The sequence below is a fragment of the Faecalibacterium sp. An77 genome, from assembly GCF_002161315.1.
In the GTDB taxonomy this organism is placed as follows: Bacteria; Bacillota; Clostridia; order Oscillospirales; family Ruminococcaceae; genus Faecalibacterium.
In genome coordinates this window covers 1-17,135 of sequence record NZ_NFHK01000006.1, presented here as the reverse complement: position 1 = coordinate 17,135, position 17,135 = coordinate 1, and the positions used below count along the sequence as shown (strand labels likewise).

The window sequence follows — 17,135 nt, the reverse complement described above, 5'->3', positions numbered from 1 at the left end:
TCGCTTGCAAAAATCGGAGCGCTGCGCCAGCCATAGCTCCCTGTTTCGTCCACAGGACGCGGTCGCTATGGCTGCCTTTGCTTACTTTTTCTCTGAAAAAGTAAGGCGGACGGGACCGGAGAAGTAGAGGGTGCCGAGGGCGGCGACGGGCCCGCCGTCGGCCAGGGCGTCGGCCCGGTGCACACCGGCCGGAATGGTGTCCGCCGCCTCCGCTACGCCGCCCAGGGCCGTGATCTTGGCCGCCAGGTTAGCCGCCGGAATGGCCCGGGGACTGGGGGCTGTGACGGTCACAAAACACTTGGCCAGAGGCAGAAGCAGCTTGAGCATGTCGTCGGAATCCTTGTCCGCCATGATGCTGATGAGGAAAACAAACTTCTCGCCCGGGAACCGCTCCCGCAGGCTGGCCACCGTGGCCCGCATGCCGTGGGCGTTGTGGCTGCCGTCCAGCAGGAAGGGCGGGTCCCGGCGAAGCAGCTCAAACCGGCCCGGCCAGCTCACCTGGGCCAGACCCCGGCGGATGGCCTCGTCCGGAATGTTCCAGCCCCGGTTCCGGAGAACCCGCAGGGCCGTGATGGCCACGGCGGCGTTGCGGGGCTGATAGCTGGCCAGCAGGGGAAGGGTCAGCCCTTCCATCCCGTCGAAATCAAAGACCAGGCCGTCCAGGCTGGAACTGGTCCGGTGCAGACGGCCGAAATCCACCACCGACAGAGGAGCGTGCCGGGCCTGGGCGACGTCGGCAATGACCTTGTCGGCCTCGGGCTCTCCGCCGTAGCTGACCACCGGACAACCGGGCTTGATGATGCCGGCCTTGGCGGCGGCAATGTCCGCCAGGGTGGGGCCCAGCTCTTTGACGTGGTCCATCCCCAGGGCGGTGATGACGGCGCATTCAGGGGCGGCGATGACGTTGGTGGAATCCAGCGCGCCTCCCAGGCCTACCTCCAACACCACGATGTCACAGTGCTGCTGGGCAAAATAGAGCATTCCCAGGGCGGTGATGAGCTCAAACTCGGTGGGCAGGTCGGTCATGGCCTGGGCCACCGGCTGCACCCGCTCCACCAGCCGGACCAGGTCCTGGTCCGGGATGGGCTGGCCGTCGATCTGGATGCGCTCATTGAAACGATTGATGAAAGGGGAAGTAAACAGTCCCGTCTTGTAGCCGGCCTGCCGCAGACAGCTGTCCAGCATGGCGGCGGTGCTGCCCTTGCCGTTGGTGCCCGCTATGTGGACAAACCGCAGCTTGTCCTGGGGCCGGCCCAGGGCTTCCAGCAGGGTCTGAGTTCGCTCCAGACCGGGCTTGTGGCCCTGCCAGTGGATGGCATGAATATAATCCAATGCCTGTTCGTAAGTCATTCCGAACGCCTCCCGTTCAGGCTGCCCCGGGCTGCGGCCATCAGGCTGTGATTGGCCAGCAGGGCCCGCATCAGGAACCATTCCGCCACCGACAGGATCAGGGCGTTGGGGATGCGGGCGGCCAGCACGCTCCAGGGATAGCCATAGAACAGCCACAGGGCCAGCGAATTCAAAATCATGGAACCGATGACATGGCCCAGCAGGATGCCGCCGGCCAGTCGGACGCCGTCCCGGCGGGCGGGCAGGTAGCGCCAGCCCAGACCGGCAAACAGGCCCACGGCGCCGGCCCCCAGGGTGATCAGGGGATTGATGGCGTAGCCGGCCAGGACGCCGCCGATGATGTCGGCGATGGCGCCCACGGCGAAGCCGGCTGCCGGTCCAAACAGGACCGCCGCCAGCACCACCGGCAGGCTGCCCAGGTTGAACCGCAGAAAACCGGTGGAAATGCTGAACACCCGGCTGAACACGATGCTCATGGCGATGAGCAGGGCACAGAAGGTCAGACTGCGAAGGGATTTGGGACGATTCGGATTCATGGCAATGCCTCCTTTTCTGAATCCAGCCAGAGGAGGACAAAGAAACGGCCCTCCCCATGCGACAAAACCGCACAAAGGAGGGCCGTGAAATCCGGCAGCGTTCACACCGGGCCACGGGCATACCGCGGCCCGCGCCCAGGTCCATGCAGCAGCGGGATGCAGGCTGTGCACCGCGGGAAAACTTCGCCTTCGTCCGCAGCACAACTCCCCGTTGATGCGGCACTTAACGCGCACAGCCTTACTCTGTTGATCTTTTGGCAATCAGGGGGCCGGGATGGCCCCTTCCGGCCGGGCGGCCGGCATCCGCCCTGCCGGGGCGGACGGCGGCAGGCGGATGGCCTGCACTGTCTGTATTATACACGCTTTGCAGCCGGGGTGCAAGGCGCTGGAAGAACATCTTTCCCAATGGAACGACCGTCTTTTCGTGCAAGATGCCCAGAATCCGCCGCCCGGCAAAAGAAAAACGGCGGCCCGTGCAGGTTGGGCCGCCGCTTTGCCCTCGCGGGCAGGCAGGGTAAATGATAAGAAGGTAAATGAAGAAAATAGCAACATTCAGGACGGAGCGCAGGGGCCAAAGGGCCTGGGAAGCAGTGGGGATACCATTCTTGTATCCAAGGCGCTCCGTTGGGATACAACATACCACTTTTCACGCGGAAATGCAAGACTTTTTTGAACAAAAAAGCCTTTGAAACAGCGTAAAAACGTATTTTCGTGAAAGCGCACAAATATAGGGGAGCTTTGCTGCAACAAATGCCGAACTTGCGCAGGGGCGTCTGTCGTTCCGGGACGGACAGCCCGCCGGCAGGGCCGGGGAGCGGGCTTTACATTCCGGCGGGGCTATGTTATGATAATCAAGTACGTTTCTATGATCTGTGGGAAAATTTGCCCGCCCGGACGGGCGGGTCGGGACGAAAGAAAAGCGAATGGAACAAGAGTCAGAGGTATATACACCCAAAATTTTGAAGAACGGGCCAGGGGGCCCGATTTTTACCACCAATGACCTGCTGCGGCTGATTGTGCCGCTGCTGATCGAGCAGCTGCTGGCCACCACGGTGGGCATGGCGGACACCATGATGGTATCCCGCTGCGGCGAGGCGGCCATCTCGGGCGTCAGCCTGGTGGACATGATCAACAACCTGATTATCAACCTGCTGGCGGCCCTGGCCACCGGCGGCGCGGTGGTGGTGAGCCAGTATCTGGGCGCCGGCCGCAAAAAGGAGACCGACGACAGCGCCGGCCAGCTGGTTCTGCTGAGCCTGCTGCTGGGGTTGGGACTGGGCCTGTTCAGCTGGGCGCTGGCCCGGCCCATGCTGCGGCTGTTTTACGGCAGCATCGAGGCGGACGTGCTGGACGCCGGTGTCCGCTATCTGCAGGTGACGGCCCTGAGCTATCCCTTTCTGGCGCTGTACAATGCGGGAGCGGCCATCTTCCGCAGTATGGGCAACTCCAAGATTTCCATGCAGATCAGCCTGCTGATGAACGTCATCAACATTGTGGGCAACGCCGTCTGCATCTTCGGATTGAATATGTACGTAGAGGGCGTGGCCTGGCCCACCGTCATCAGCCGCGCTCTGGCCGCCGCCCTGATTCTGGCCGCCTGCGGCCGCAAGTCCAACACCGTCCAGGCCCGGATGACCCTTCGGGTGGACGGAGGCCTGGCCCGGCGGATTCTGGGCATCGGCATCCCGTCCGCCTTTGAGAACAGCCTGTTTCAGGCGGGCCGGATTGTGGTGGTGAGCATGATCTCCCTGTTCGGCACCGTTCAGATCGCCGCCAACGCGGTGGCCAACAACCTGGACGGCATGGGCTGCATCCCCGGCCAGGCCATCAGTCTGGCTATGATTACGGTGGTGGGCCGGTGCGTGGGCGCCCAGGACAACGAACAGGCGGCCGCCTATGCCCGCCGCCTGCTCAAATGGACCTATCTGACCATGGGCCTGTTCAACGGGGCCATCCTGCTGTTTGTCAAACCGCTGGTGGGCATCTATGCCCTGTCGGGGGAGGCCATGGAGCTGGCCATCCTGCTGGTGCGGATTCACTGCGGCTGCGGCCTGCTGCTGTGGCCGGTGGCCTTTGTCCTGCCCAACGCCCTGCGGGCGGCCAACGATGTGCGGTTCACCATGACCGTCTCGGTGCTGAGCATGGCGGTCTGGCGTCTGGGCTTCAGCTATCTGCTGGGGGTCCAGATGGGCTACGGCGCCGTGGGCGTCTGGATTGCCATGGTCATCGACTGGATTTGCCGTTCGGCCTGCTTTGTGGGGCGGTTCCGCAGCGGCGTTTGGAAAACCAAATACCTGGCGTGACGCCGGCTCGGTGCGGGCGGCGGCCATGCCCCATGCTTTAAAGCAAAAGAAGGGAACACTGTATGAAGCTAGTCAGCTGGAATGTCAACGGCCTGCGGGCCTGCCTGTCCCATGGCTTTGCCGAGAGCTTTGCCGCCCTGGACGCAGACGTCTTTTGCCTGCAGGAGACCAAAATGCAGCCGGGTCAGGCTGATTTCCACCCCGAGGGCTATCAGGAGTATTTCTGCTCGGCCCAGCGCAAGGGATATTCGGGCACAGCCTGCTACTGCCGCACCCAGCCTCTGGCGGTGACCATGGGGGTGGGGATGGAGGAGCACGACCAGGAGGGCCGCGTCGTCACCCTGGAATACCCCGGTTTTTACCTGGTGAACTGCTACACCCCCAACAGTCAGGACGGGCTCAAGCGCCTGGACTACCGGATGGAGTGGGAGGCCATGTTCCGCCGCTACCTGCTGGATCTGGACGCCAAAAAGCCGGTGATCCTCTGCGGCGACCTGAACGTGGCCCATCAGGAGATCGACATCAAGAACCCCGCCTCCAACCGCCGCAGCGCCGGCTTCACCGACGAGGAGCGGAACGCCATGACCCAGCTGCTGGAGGCCGGCTTTGCCGACAGCTTCCGGCTGCTGCACCCCGACGAGGTGAAGTACAGCTGGTGGAGCTACCGTTTCCGCGCCCGGGAGCGGAACGCCGGCTGGCGGATCGACTATTTCCTGGTTTCCCGGCGGATCGCCGACAAGGTGCAGGCCGCTGAAATTCATAACGAGATCATGGGCTCGGACCACTGCCCGGTGGAATTGGTCATTGATCTTTGAACCGAAAGGAGCATATAGGTATTATGGAAGAAAAACGGTCTGAGACCGCGTCCGTCGGGACCGCCGACCAACGCCTGGGCACAGCGCCCCTGCTGCCCCTGATTTTCAGCCTGGCCCTGCCCACGGCCCTGGCCCAGCTGGTCAACATGCTGTACAACATTGTGGACCGGATTTACGTGGGCCACATCCCCGGCACCGGCAGCCTGGCGCTGGCCGGCCTGGGCGTGACCTATCCCATCATCGTCCTGATCACCGCCTTCTCCAACCTGGTGGGCATGGGCGGCGCGCCCCGGGCCTCGGTGGCCATGGGCCGCGGCGACTACAAGACCGCCGAGAAGATCCTGGGCAACTGCATCACCATTCTGGTGGTGCTGTCGGTGGTCCTGAGCGTGGTGTTCACCATCTACGGCGAGCCGGTGCTGCTGGCTTTCGGCGCCAGCGAAAACACCCTGCCCTACGCCATGGCCTATCTGCGGATTTACCTGCTGGGCACCATCTTTGTCCAGTTCACCCTGGGCATGACCCCCTTCATCACCAACCAGGGCTTTGCCAAGACCAGCATGGCCACCACCTGCATCGGCGCCATCAGCAACATCATCCTGGACCCCATCTTTATCTACGGGTTCAACATGGGCGTGGTGGGCGCTGCGGTGGCCACCATCCTGAGCCAGGCCCTGAGCATGATCTGGGTGCTTTGCTTCTTCCTGGGCAAGCGCAGCGTCCTGCGCATCCGCAAGGAAAACCTCATCCCCGACAAGGCCATTCTGGTGCTGGTGCTGTCGCTGGGCGTCTCGCCCTTCCTGATGACCGCCACCGAGTGCCTGATTCAGCTGTCCTTCAACACCGGCGCCGCCACCTACGGCGGCGACAGTGCCGTGGCCATCATGAGCATCCTGTTCTCGGTGTCCCAGATCGCCAACCTGCCGGTTCAGGGCTTCTGCCAGGGCGCACAGCCCCTCATCGGCTATAACTTCGGCGCGCAGAAGCTGGAACGCGTCCGCAAGACCTTCCAGGTCATGCTGACGGTGTCCATGAGCGTCACCACCCTGGTGGTGGCGGCGGTGGAGATTGCACCCCAGATGTTCCTGGGCCTGTTCTCCAGCGACGCGGCCATTGTGGCCATAGGCTCCGCACCGCTGCGGATTTATATGCTGGGCCACTTCTTCATGGGCGCCCAGAACGCCTGCCAGCAGACCTTCCTGGGTCTGGGCGAGGCCAAGCTGAGTATGTTCATCGCCCTGCTGCGCAAGGTGATCCTGCTGCTGCCTCTGTCCCTGGTGATTCCCCGGGTCTTTGGCCTGCTGGGCATCAGCCAGCTGCTGGGCCTGTACGTGGCAGAGCCGGTCAGCGACTTCATCTCGGCGTCCACCTGCACCATCCTGTTCTTTGTGATTGAGTGGAAGAAGCTCAATCCCGCTCCCAAAGCTACCAACTGATCAAAGGAGGCCCCATGCTGGAAAAGTATCTGTTTGTGTTTTTTGTCTCCATGGTTCCCGTCATTGAGCTGCGCGGCGCCATCCCCATCGGCTTTGGCCTGGGTCTGGACACCCTGCCCACCTATCTGGTGGCGGTGGTGGGCAACATGCTGCCGGTGCCCTTCATCTATCTGTTCGCCCGCAAGTTCCTGATCTGGGGCTACAACAAGCCCCTGATCGGCGGCATCTGCAAGTTCTTTGTGGTCAAGGGCGAAAAGGCCGGCCGCGCTCTGGAGGCCAAGGCCGGCCGCGGCCTGGTGATTGCCCTGCTGATCTTTGTGGGCGTGCCCCTGCCGGGCACCGGCGCATGGACCGGCACCCTGGCGGGGTCCATCCTGGACATGAAGTTCAAGGATGTGCTGATCGCCTGCATGGGCGGCGTCCTGATGGCCGGCATCATCATCGGCCTGGCCAGCGCCGGACTGCTGGGCGTGTTCAGCGTCTTCTTTGCGGTGTAAACCCGTTGTTGTTTCTCAAAGCTCCCGCCCCGGCGGGCGGCTTTAGAATAGAAAGGAATGGATATCTATGGATCAGGAACTGAATCAAAAGATTGACGCCTTCATTGCGGCCAACCGCGAGCAGCTGCTCGACGACATCGCCGCTCTGGTGGCCATCAACAGCGTCGAGACCGCCCCGGCGGAGGGCGCACCCTTCGGCGAGGGGGCCCGGGCCGCTCTGGACAAGGCTCTGGAGCTGGCCGGCAAGATGGGCCTTGCCACCCACAACTGTGAGGGCTACATCGGCTATGCCGAGCTGCCCGGCGCCGACCCGGACAAGTACCTGGCCACCATCTGCCATGTGGACGTGGTGCCCGCCGGAGAAGGCTGGGAGGCCGATCCCTTCACCATGCGCCGTCAGGACGGCTGGATTCTGGGCCGCGGCGTCATGGACGACAAGGGCCCCATGGTGGTGACCCTCTACGCCCTCAAGTTCCTCAAGGAGATGGGTGTGCAGCTGCGCTACCCCATCCGCGCCCTGGCCGGCACCAACGAGGAGACCGGCATGAAGGACGTGGAGTATTATCTGGCCCACAACAAGGCCCCGGCCTTCTGCTTCACCCCGGACGCTGAGTTCCCGGTCTGCAACGGCGAGAAGGGCCACTTCCACGGCAAGCTGGTCAGCCCGGTGTGCAAGGGCAAGATTCTTTCCTTCACCGGCGGCGTGGCCAACAACGCTGTGCCGGACCGCGCCAGCGCCCTGGTGGACGCCGACATCGTGGGCCTGAAGAACGCCCCCAACATCACCCTGGAGCCCGAGAACGGCGGGGTCCGGGTCCGCGGTTGGGGCAAGTCGGGCCACGCAGCCAGCCCCGAAGGCACCGTCAACGCCATCGGCCTGGTGGTGGACTACCTGCTGGCCAATGACCTGTGCACCGAGGAGGAGCGGAAGTATCTGGAGGCCCTCCACAAGCTGCACAGCTCCACCGCCGGCGAGGGCCTGGGCATCGCCACTTCGGACGGTCCCTTCGGCCCCCTGACCATCATCGGCGGCCGGATCTATATGGAGGACGGCCGGATGGTCCAGACCATGGACAGCCGCTATCCCACCTCTACCAACGGCGAGGTCATCGCCCAGGCCATCCGCAATGCCATCGGCGACGGCGCCGCCCTGGAGGATGTGGACGCTGCCGATCCCTTCTATATTGAGGCAGACACCCCCGCCATCCTGGCCTGCATCGACACCTACAACCAGGTCACCGGCAAGAACGAGAAGCCCTTCACCATGGGCGGCGGCACCTATGCCCGTCACTTCCCCTATGCCGTCAGCTTTGGCCCCGAGTCCCACGACCTGGTGCTGCCCTCCTTCGGCGGCCCCATGCACGGCGCCAACGAGTCGGCCCCGGTGGACGCTCTGCTCCAGTCGGTCAAGATTTATATTCTGGCCCTGCTGCGGCTGGAGGAAATTGATTTCTGATCCATCCCTATAAAATCATGACAAAAGGCAAAACCGACACGGTTTTTGCCTGATGGTATACAAAAAGACCCGGACCTTGCGGTGTGCCGCAGGGCCCGGGCCTTTTGTTTTATGTATGGTTACAGGGGTTTCAGCTGTTCGTTGAGGGCCACCACCGCGCAGACCTCGTTCTCCCGCACAAAGGAGACCAGCCAGCCACCGTCCTGACGGGTGCTCTTGAGCACCAGAGGGTCACCCCGCCGCAGAGGGCTGCGGTAGGAGATGCGGATGGAGCGCACTCCCTGAGAGAGGATCTCCTGGGGCGCGGCGTCCAGAGCCAGATTCAGATAGGCGGTGTTGTGCAGGTGGTCGTTGTAGTCCATGTCGCTGCGGCGCAGCAGAACCGGCTGTTCGTCGGTGTAGGATGTGGGAGGCCGCAGCCGGGGCAGCCGGTCGGGGAAGGCAGCGGCGTCCTCGGGCTGGTAGGCGGCCATCCGCTCAGGGGAAGGCAGCTGGGGGGTGCTGGTGCTGCGGTCCACCATGCACAGCTTGGCCTGGCCCCGGGCCAGCAGCTCCCCCGATTCGCTTTTCAGCAGCATTTCACGGGTGGCCTGGCGGGGACCGTTCCGCAGCCAGGTGCTGGCCGAGAAGTTCTCCTCATAGGAGGGAGCCCGCAGCACCTGAATCCGCCAGTTGGTGACCACCCAGGCCATCCCGCAGCAGAGGCTCTCTTTCATGACGGAATACCCCACCAGTTCGGCGTGGCGGGAGGCGGTGTTTTCGAAGATGGACAGGAGGGCAGGCGGGGCCAGCAGGCCCCGCTGATCGAAGTCCTCCACCCGGGTGTGGACAGGAAGGGTGAATATCATGGCGTTGCAAACCTCCCGATATGTTAGTTCATGGGTCCGGTGCGTTCAAACATCCGGTTGACCTGCTGGGCCAGCAGGGCGTGTTCCGGCGCGGTGAGCAGAGGGTCTTTGTCCAGCAGGGCAGCGGCCTCGCTCTGGGCGGCGTGAAGGGTGGCGGTGTCGTTGGCCAGATCGGCGATCTGAAGGGCCGGCAGGCCGTGCTGGCGGCTGCCGAAGAAGTCGCCGGGGCCCCGGGTTTCCAGGTCGTACTGGGCCACCGCAAAGCCGTCGGTGGTGGAGCAGAGGAATTTCAGCCGGCTGCGGACACTCTCGGCCTCGTTGTCGCTCACCAGAAAGCACCAGCTCTCGGCGGCGCCCCGGCCCACCCGGCCCCGCAGCTGATGCAGGGCGCTCAGGCCGTACCGCTCGGCGTTCTCGATGACCATTACGGTGGCATTGGGCACGTCCACCCCCACCTCGATGACGGTGGTGGACACCAAAGCGTCCAGCTGCCCGGTGCGGAAATCCTCCATGACGGCGGCTTTCTCCTTGGGTTTCAGCTTGCCGTGCATCAGGCCCACCCGGCGGTTGGGCAGCAGGGCCTTGGCGGTCTGCTCGTAATAGGTTTTGACGGGAGTGAGGCTGGCGTCGGGGCCCTCCTCGATGGCGGGGCATACAATATAGACCTGACGCCCCGCGCCGATTTCCCGGTCCAGAAAGCCGTAGAGATCCTTCCGGCGGGCGCCCGTCATCACCCGGGTTTTCACCGGGCGGCGGCCGGGGGGCAGCTCGTCCAGAATGGAGATGTCCAGGTCGCCGTAAATCAGCAGGCCCAGCGTCCGGGGGATGGGGGTGGCGCTCATCACCAGCAGGTGGGGCGCGCAGCCCTTTTCGGCCAGGGCGCCCCGCTGGCGGACGCCAAAGCGGTGCTGCTCGTCGATGACTGCCAGACCCAGCCGGGCAAACTCCACCCCTTCCGACAGGATGGCGTGGGTGCCCACCACCAGATCCGCCTCCCCGGAACGGATGGCCGCCAGGGTGGTGCGGCGGGCGGCGGCTTTCAGGCCGCCGGTCAGGAGAGCCACCCGGATGCCGAATTTGGCCAGCATCCGGTTCAGGTTTTCGGCGTGCTGCTCGGCCAGCAGTTCGGTGGGGGCCAGCAGTGCCCCCTGATACCCTGCGCCGATGGCTGCCCAGAGGGCCGCCGCGGCCACCAGGGTTTTGCCGCTGCCCACGTCGCCCTGAAGCAGACGGTTCATGGACTCGGTCCCGGCCATGTCCTCCAGAATCTCGTCCACCGCCCGGCGCTGGGCGCCGGTGGGGGAGAAGGGAAGGCTGGCCCAGAAGGGGGCGGGGTCAATCCGGCGCATGGGGGCGCCGGTGGAGGCGGAGCCGCGGTTTTTCATCTGGCCCATCCCCAGCTGGAGCACCAGCAGCTCCTCAAAGATCAGACGGCGGCGGGCCTCCTGGGCGGCCTCCGGCGAGGAGGGCGCATGGATGTCCCGCACCGCCTGGGCCTTGCCGGGCATCCGGTATTTTTGGAGCAGGGCAGGGGGGAGCGGGTCCCCCAGCAGTTCGGCATGGGGGAGAAGCTGGGCCACACAGCGGCTGATGGCGCTGCTGGTGAGGCCTTCGGTCTGGGGATAGATGGCCGCCAGGGGCGCGGCCTGCACCTGGGCGGCGGTGCGCACCTGCGGGTTCACCATCTGGCGGCGCAGCAGCCCGCCGGTGACCTCTCCCTCAAAGAAATACTCCTGGCCCACCTCCAGCTTCTGGATGGTGTAGGGATTGTTGAACCAGGTCAGCTCCAAAGTGGCCACATCGTCCCCGGCGGTGGCTTTCTCCACCCGGCGGCCCCCGGTGACGTACCGGCCGCCCTGCTTGGACAGCAGCTCGGCCCGGACCACGCACTCCACTCCGACCGGGGCCTCGGAGGGGGGATAGGGATGGGTAAAGTCCAGATACCGGCGGGGATAATGCTCCAGCAGGTCGGCCAGGGTGCGGATGCCCAGCTTTTCAAAGCGCTGGGCCAGCTTGGGGCCCACCCCCTTGAGGTACTGCACCGGGGTGTCAGGGGTCAGGGTGGTGCGGTTTTCGGGCAAAGACGCCGGGCACATGGGCAGGGCCTCCTTTCATGGAATATGCTTATTGTAGCACCGAACCGGGGCCGGCGCAAGGAACCAAAGCTGGAACCTGCCTTCCAGCCCACAGCCCGGGCAGGGGATACAAAAAAACCGCTGTCTCCCAAAGGAAACAGCGGTTTCTGGAGGTGGCGACCAGATTTGAACTGGTGAATGAAGGTTTTGCAGACCTTTGCCTTACCACTTGGCCACGCCACCATAGAGAGCAGAAAATCTGCTCCGTTATGGAGCGGCCGACGAGGCTCGAACTCGCTACCTCCACCTTGGCAAGGTGGCGCTCTACCAGATGAGCTACGGCCGCATATTCGACGCATTTTTCCCTGCGTCCGCCCGGCGAAGGGCGCTCCATGTTATTGGAGTAGGATTTGTTGGCGACCCGGATCGGGCTCGAACCGACGACCCCCAGCGTGACAGGCTGGTGCTCTAACCAACTGAGCTACCGGGCCAAAAGAAAGGAGTGAAACTTGTCACTCCCATGGAGCGGCCGACGAGGCTCGAACTCGCTACCTCCACCTTGGCAAGGTGGCGCTCTACCAGATGAGCTACGGCCGCATATGGTGCCTCCGATCGGAATCGAACCAATGACACGGGGATTTTCAGTCCCCTGCTCTACCAACTGAGCTACAGAGGCGCACCGGACGTTGATTATTATACCGCAAAATCCAAATTTGTAAAGAGGAAAATGCAAATTTTTTCAAAAAAGTTGAAAAAGGACGTTCCGCCGCTGCTTCTTTTGCTCTGAGAGGGGCGTATATTTGACTTTTGGCCGGTGAATATGGTTAAATGAACATTTGAAAAGAATCCATCAGCAAATTTGCCGGAGGAACAACATGGCAAAAAAACAGGAATACGGCAATGAAAGCATTACTTCTTTAAAAGGGGCCGACCGGGTCCGCAAGCGTCCGGCGGTTATTTTCGGCTCCGACGGGGTGGAGGGCTGCGCCCACTCCATCTTTGAGATCATTTCCAACTCCATCGACGAGGCCCGGGACGGCTACGGCAAGGTGATCAACGTCACCCGCTGCAAGGATGGCAGCATCCGGGTGGAGGACTTCGCCCGGGGCATCCCGGTGGACTGGAACAGCGGCGAGAACCGCTACAACTGGGAGCTGCTGTTCTGTGAGATGTACGCCGGCGGCAAGTACGGCGAAGGGGACGACAACTACGAGTTCAGCCTGGGCCTCAACGGCCTGGGCCTGTGCGCCACCCAGTACGCCTCGGCCTGGATGACCGCCGACATCTACCGGGACGGCCTCCACTATCATCTGGATTTCGCCAAGGGCGAAAACGTGGGCGGCCTGCAGAAAGAACCTTATAAGGGCCGCCGCACCGGCAGCGTCATCCACTGGAAGCCGGACGAGGAGGTCTTCACCGACATCGACGTGCCGGCCAGCTACTTTAAGGATGTGCTGCGCCGTCAGGCGGTGGTCAACGCCGGCCTGACCCTCACCTTTACCGATGAAAAGGAGAAGGACCCCGCCACCGGCAAGCCCTGGCAGGAGAGCTACTGCTACCAGAACGGCATCGCCGACTATGTCCAGGAGGTGGCGGGGGAGGAGTCCCTGACTCCGGTGTTCACCTGCGAGTCGGAGGCCACCGGTCGGGACCGGGAGGACCAGCCCGATTATAAGGTACGGATGAGCGCGGCCTTCTGCTTCTCCAATAAGGTGCAGATGCTGGAGTTTTACCACAACTCTTCCTGGCTGGAACACGGCGGCAGCCCCGAGCATGCCGTCCGCACCGCCTTTGTCTACCAGATCAACAAGTATCTGAAGGAAAAGGGGATGTACAAGAAGGGGGAGAGCAGCGTTAGCTTCCAGGACATCCAGGACTGCCTGGTGTATGTGTCCTCCAGCTTCTCCACCCGCACCAGCTATGAGAACCAGACCAAAAAGGCCATCACCAACAAGTTTATCTCCCAGGCCATGACCGACTTCCTCAAGCACTATCTGGAAGTGTACTTCCTGGAAAAGCCGGAGGAGGCCCAGAAGATCTGTCAGCAGGTCCTGGTGAACAAGCAGAGCCGGGAACACGCCGAAAAGACCCGCCAGAGCATCAAAAAGACCCTGGCCACCCAGATCGACCTGGCCAACCGGGTCCAGAAGTTTGTGGACTGCCGCACCAAAGACCCCGCCCGCCGGGAACTGTATATCGTGGAGGGCGATTCGGCCATGGGCGCCGTCAAAACCAGCCGGGACAGTGAGTTTCAGGCCATCATGCCCATCCGCGGCAAAATCCTCAACTGCCTGAAGGCCGATTATGCCCGGATTTTCAAGTCGGACATCATTGTGGACCTCATCAAGGTGATGGGCTGCGGCATCGAGCTGGGCGGCAAGTACAATAAAGAGCTGGCCACCTTCAACCTGGACAATCTGCGGTTTAATAAAATCGTCATCTGTACCGATGCCGACGTGGACGGCTATCAGATCCGCACCCTGGTGCTGACCATGCTCTACCGCCTGACCCCCACCCTGATTGAAAAGGGCTATGTCTATATTGCCGAGTCCCCGCTGTATGAAATCAATACCAAGGATCAGACCTGCTTTGCCTACACCGAGGCGGAAAAGGCCGCCTTCCTGAAGAAGATCGGGGACAAAAAGTACACCATCCAGCGCTCCAAAGGTCTGGGTGAAAACGACCCCGAGATGATGTGGCTGACCACCATGAACCCGGAGAGCCGCCGCCTGATCAAGGTGATGCCCACCGACGCGGCCCAGACGGCCCAGGTGTTCGATATCCTGCTGGGCGACAACCTGGCCGGCCGCAAGGACCACATTGCCGCCCACGGGGCGGAGTATCTGGACGAACTGGATCTGTCCTGACAGACCGCGCACAACCGGGAGATGAAACGATAAAACTATGGCGAAAAAAGCAACCAAAAAGCAAACCAAACCGGTGCGGCCCCAGCTGGGAGAAGGGGTGGAAATCCTGAACGCGGGCAGCGTCCTGGAGGACCCCATCACCCGCACCCTGGAAACCAACTATATGCCCTACGCGATGAGCGTCATCGTCAGCCGGGCCCTGCCCGAGATCGACGGCTTCAAGCCCGCCCACCGCAAGCTGCTGTACACCATGTACGACATGAACCTGCTGAAGGGGGTGCGGACCAAGTCCGCCAACATCGTGGGCGCCACCATGCACCTGAACCCCCACGGCGACGCCGCCATTTACGACACCATGGTCCGCATGGGCCGGGGCAACGAGAGCCTGCTGGTGCCCTATGTGGACAGCAAGGGCAACTTCGGCAAGGCCTACAGCCGGGATATGTCCTACGCCGCCGCCCGTTACACCGAGGCCCGGCTGGAGCCGGTGTGCGAGGAGCTGTTCCGGGACATCGACAAGGAGACGGTGGACTTTGTCCCCAACTACGACGGCACCACCACCGAGCCCACCCTTCTGCCGGTGACCTTCCCCACCATCCTGGCCAACAACACCCTGGGCATCGCGGTGGGCATGGCCTGCAACATCTGTTCCTTCAACCTGGCTGAGCTGTGCACCACCACCATCGCCCTCATCAAGGACCCCCAGCACGACATCGGGACCACCATGCCGGCCCCCGATTTTGTGGGGGGCGGCCAGATTCTCTACGACGCCGCCCAGATGCGGGAAATCTTTGAGACCGGCCGGGGCAGCGTCCGGGTCCGGGCCCGCTGGCAGGCGGTTCCCGGCCAGAACATGATCGAGATCACCCAGATCCCTCCCACCACCACGGTGGAGGCCATCATGGATAAAATCGCCGAGCTGGTCAAGGCCGGCAAGCTGAAAGAACTCAGCGACATGCGGGACGAGACCGACCTGAACGGCCTCAAGCTGACCCTGGACCTGAAGCGGGGTGTGGACCCCGCCAAGCTGATGACCCGGCTGTTCAAACTGACCCCCCTGGAGGACAGCTTCAGCTGCAACTTCAATATTCTGGTGTCGGGCCAGCCCCGGGTGATGGGCGTCCGGGAGATTCTGCAGGAGTGGACGGCCTTCCGCACCGAGTGCGTCCGTCGCCGCACCTACTATGATCTCCACGGCAAGGAAAAACGCCTCCACCTGCTGGAAGGCCTGGCGGCCATCCTGCTGGACATCGACAAGGCCATCCGCATCATCCGGGAGACCGAGGAAGAGGACGAAGTGGTCCCCAACCTGATGATCGGTTTCGGCATCGACGAGCAGCAGGCCGACTATGTGGCTGAAATCAAGCTGCGCCACCTGAACCGGGAATATATCCTCAAGCGGACCGGCGAGATCGACGCCCTGAAAAAGGAGATCGACGACCTGAACGACATCCTGGCCAAGCCCGCCCGCATCCGGAAAATCATCATTCAGGAGCTCACCGCCGTGGCCAAAAAGTACGGCCAGCCCCGCCGCAGTGAGATCCTCTACGACCTGCCCGAGGAAGAATCCGCCGCCGCAGAGGAGGCAGTGCCCGACTATCCGGTCACCGTCTTTTTCACACGGGAGGGCTATCTCAAGAAGATCCCGCCCCAGAGCCTGCGGACGGCCGGCGCCCACAAGCTCAAGGAAGGGGACGAGATTGTGGTCCAGGCCGAGGCCCGGAACAATCTGGAGGCTCTGTTCTTCACCGACCAGCATCAGGTCTACAAGACCCGTCTGGCCGAGTTTGAGGACGGGAAGGTGGGCCAGATGGGCATTTATCTGCCCACCCGCCTGGGCATGGACGAAGGGGAGAACATCGTCTCGATGGTGCTGACGGGGGATTACAGCGGCTGGATGCTGTTCTTCTTTGCCAGCGGCAAGTGCGCCAAGATTCCCCTGTCGGCCTACGCCACCAAACAGAACCGCCGCAAGCTGCTGCGGGCTTACAGCGACAAGGACCCCCTGTCCACCATGCTGTTCCTGCCGGAGGAGGCCGAAATCGCCATCCGCACCAGTGCGGGCCGGCTGCTTCTGGTGGGCTCGGCCCAGATCCCCGAAAAGGCCACCCGTGACAGCCAGGGCGTGGCGGTGGTGACCCTCAAGCGGAACCAGTCCATCACCTCGGTGCGCCCGGCGGCCGGGCTGGACCTGGCCGACCCCCACCGGTACCGGGTCCGCACCCTGCCGGCGGCGGGCGCTCTGCTGCGGGGCGAGGACATTGCAGAACAGACCAGCCTGCTGTAAGGCCGGCCGGAAAGGAAGAACCAATGCAGAACATTGACCTGATCTGTCTGGGCAAGCTGAACGCCAAATACTGCGCCGAGGGCGTGGCGGAATACGCCAAGCGGCTGTCCGCCTTTGCCAACTTCCGGATCATCGAGCTGCCGGAGGAGAAAATCGAGGAAAAGAACGCTTCCCCCGCCCTGGTGGCCCGGGCCCTGGAAAAGGAGGGCAAGGCCATCCTGTCCAGCCTGCGCAAGGGGGAGAGCCTGGTGGCTCTCTGCGTGGAAGGGAAGATTGTTTCCAGCGAGGACCTGGCGGACCTGCTGGCCCGGAAGGCCGGCAGCGGCGCCGGGGATGTGGCCTTTGTGATTGGCTCCTCCCACGGCCTCTCCGATGAGGTCAAGCGGGCCGCCTCAGCCCGCATCAGCCTGGGGCGGATCACCCTGCCCCATCAGCTGGCCCGCCTGGTGGTGACCGAACAGCTCTACCGGGCCTGCACCATCAACGCCGGCATGAAGTACCACAAATAAAACCACAGCAAACGAAAAGCGCCCCCGATCTTCCCGGATTGAACCGCCCCATATTGTGCGGACAGTACAAAAAAGAGGCCTGCAAGGGGTAGAAGTAAACGAATCAAAGACTGGCCTGGCGAAGCGAGAGCGGAGCCAGGCCAGTCTTTGTCTGGA

12 protein-coding genes, 5 tRNA genes and 1 riboswitch are annotated in these 17,135 nt (G+C 62.9%); of the genes, 8 read left to right on the top strand and 9 right to left on the bottom strand.

Annotated features, from left to right (window positions below):
- Positions 1–81: 81 nt before the first annotated feature.
- Positions 82–1,350 (bottom strand): folylpolyglutamate synthase/dihydrofolate synthase family protein, encoded by a 1,269-nt coding sequence (locus B5G28_RS03750; protein WP_087246384.1) that lies wholly within the window; start codon positions 1,348–1,350, stop codon positions 82–84.
- The gene (locus B5G28_RS03745; protein WP_087246383.1) at positions 1,347–1,886 is read right to left on the bottom strand and encodes a folate family ECF transporter S component; all 540 of its coding nucleotides are present in this window, start codon (positions 1,884–1,886) and stop codon (positions 1,347–1,349) included. Before B5G28_RS03745 ends, B5G28_RS03750 begins: the two co-directional genes overlap by 4 nt.
- A 147-nt stretch (positions 1,887–2,033) precedes the next feature.
- A riboswitch (THF riboswitch) is annotated at positions 2,034–2,134 on the bottom strand.
- Between the two features lie 675 nt (positions 2,135–2,809).
- Here B5G28_RS03745 and B5G28_RS03740 point away from each other — a divergent pair.
- The 5 genes from B5G28_RS03740 (at position 2,810) to B5G28_RS03720 (ending at position 8,393) form a co-directional block, all read left to right on the top strand.
- The gene (locus B5G28_RS03740) at positions 2,810–4,189 is read left to right on the top strand and encodes an MATE family efflux transporter (RefSeq protein ID WP_087246382.1); all 1,380 of its coding nucleotides are present in this window, start codon (positions 2,810–2,812) and stop codon (positions 4,187–4,189) included.
- 62 nt (positions 4,190–4,251) lie between these two features.
- Complete coding sequence (locus B5G28_RS03735) at positions 4,252–5,004, top strand: exodeoxyribonuclease III (protein WP_087246381.1); 753 nt, start codon at positions 4,252–4,254, stop codon at positions 5,002–5,004.
- Between the two features lie 23 nt (positions 5,005–5,027).
- Positions 5,028–6,440 (top strand): MATE family efflux transporter, encoded by a 1,413-nt coding sequence (locus tag B5G28_RS03730; protein WP_087246380.1) that lies wholly within the window; start codon positions 5,028–5,030, stop codon positions 6,438–6,440.
- Between the two features lie 14 nt (positions 6,441–6,454).
- Entirely contained in the window at positions 6,455–6,937 is a 483-nt protein-coding gene (locus tag B5G28_RS03725) for a small multi-drug export protein (protein WP_087246379.1), read from the top strand.
- A 67-nt stretch (positions 6,938–7,004) separates the two neighbouring features.
- The gene (locus B5G28_RS03720) at positions 7,005–8,393 is read left to right on the top strand and encodes a Sapep family Mn(2+)-dependent dipeptidase (RefSeq protein ID WP_087246378.1); all 1,389 of its coding nucleotides are present in this window, start codon (positions 7,005–7,007) and stop codon (positions 8,391–8,393) included.
- Positions 8,394–8,512: 119 nt separating this feature from the next.
- Here B5G28_RS03720 and B5G28_RS03715 read toward each other — a convergent pair whose 3' ends face one another.
- The 7 genes from B5G28_RS03715 to B5G28_RS03685 all read right to left on the bottom strand — a co-directional run bounded on the left by B5G28_RS03715 (position 8,513) and on the right by B5G28_RS03685 (position 11,992).
- Entirely contained in the window at positions 8,513–9,241 is a 729-nt protein-coding gene (locus B5G28_RS03715) for an acyl-ACP thioesterase domain-containing protein (RefSeq protein ID WP_087246377.1), read from the bottom strand.
- A gap of 23 nt (positions 9,242–9,264) precedes the next feature.
- Positions 9,265–11,337: an ATP-dependent DNA helicase RecG gene (recG, locus tag B5G28_RS03710; RefSeq protein ID WP_204228806.1), complete on the bottom strand. Its 2,073-nt coding sequence runs from the start codon at positions 11,335–11,337 to the stop codon at positions 9,265–9,267.
- Positions 11,338–11,484: 147 nt separating this feature from the next.
- A tRNA-Cys gene (locus tag B5G28_RS03705) sits at positions 11,485–11,559 on the bottom strand.
- A 27-nt stretch (positions 11,560–11,586) separates the two neighbouring features.
- Positions 11,587–11,662 (bottom strand) — tRNA-Gly (locus tag B5G28_RS03700).
- A gap of 68 nt (positions 11,663–11,730) precedes the next feature.
- A tRNA-Asp gene (locus B5G28_RS03695) sits at positions 11,731–11,807 on the bottom strand.
- Between the two features lie 30 nt (positions 11,808–11,837).
- Positions 11,838–11,913 (bottom strand) — tRNA-Gly (locus tag B5G28_RS03690).
- 3 nt (positions 11,914–11,916) lie between these two features.
- A tRNA-Phe gene (locus B5G28_RS03685) sits at positions 11,917–11,992 on the bottom strand.
- A 199-nt stretch (positions 11,993–12,191) separates the two neighbouring features.
- Here B5G28_RS03685 and B5G28_RS03680 point away from each other — a divergent pair.
- From B5G28_RS03680 to B5G28_RS03670, 3 genes are read left to right on the top strand one after another with little or no spacing between them, the layout of a single operon-like run.
- Positions 12,192–14,183, top strand: a complete 1,992-nt coding sequence (locus B5G28_RS03680) for a toprim domain-containing protein (RefSeq protein WP_087246376.1) — start codon at positions 12,192–12,194, stop codon at positions 14,181–14,183.
- A gap of 37 nt (positions 14,184–14,220) precedes the next feature.
- Positions 14,221–16,470, top strand: a complete 2,250-nt coding sequence (locus B5G28_RS03675; protein WP_087246375.1) for a DNA gyrase subunit A — start codon at positions 14,221–14,223, stop codon at positions 16,468–16,470.
- Between the two features lie 23 nt (positions 16,471–16,493).
- Entirely contained in the window at positions 16,494–16,979 is a 486-nt protein-coding gene (locus tag B5G28_RS03670) for a 23S rRNA (pseudouridine(1915)-N(3))-methyltransferase RlmH (protein WP_087246374.1), read from the top strand.
- Positions 16,980–17,135 lie beyond the last annotated feature (156 nt).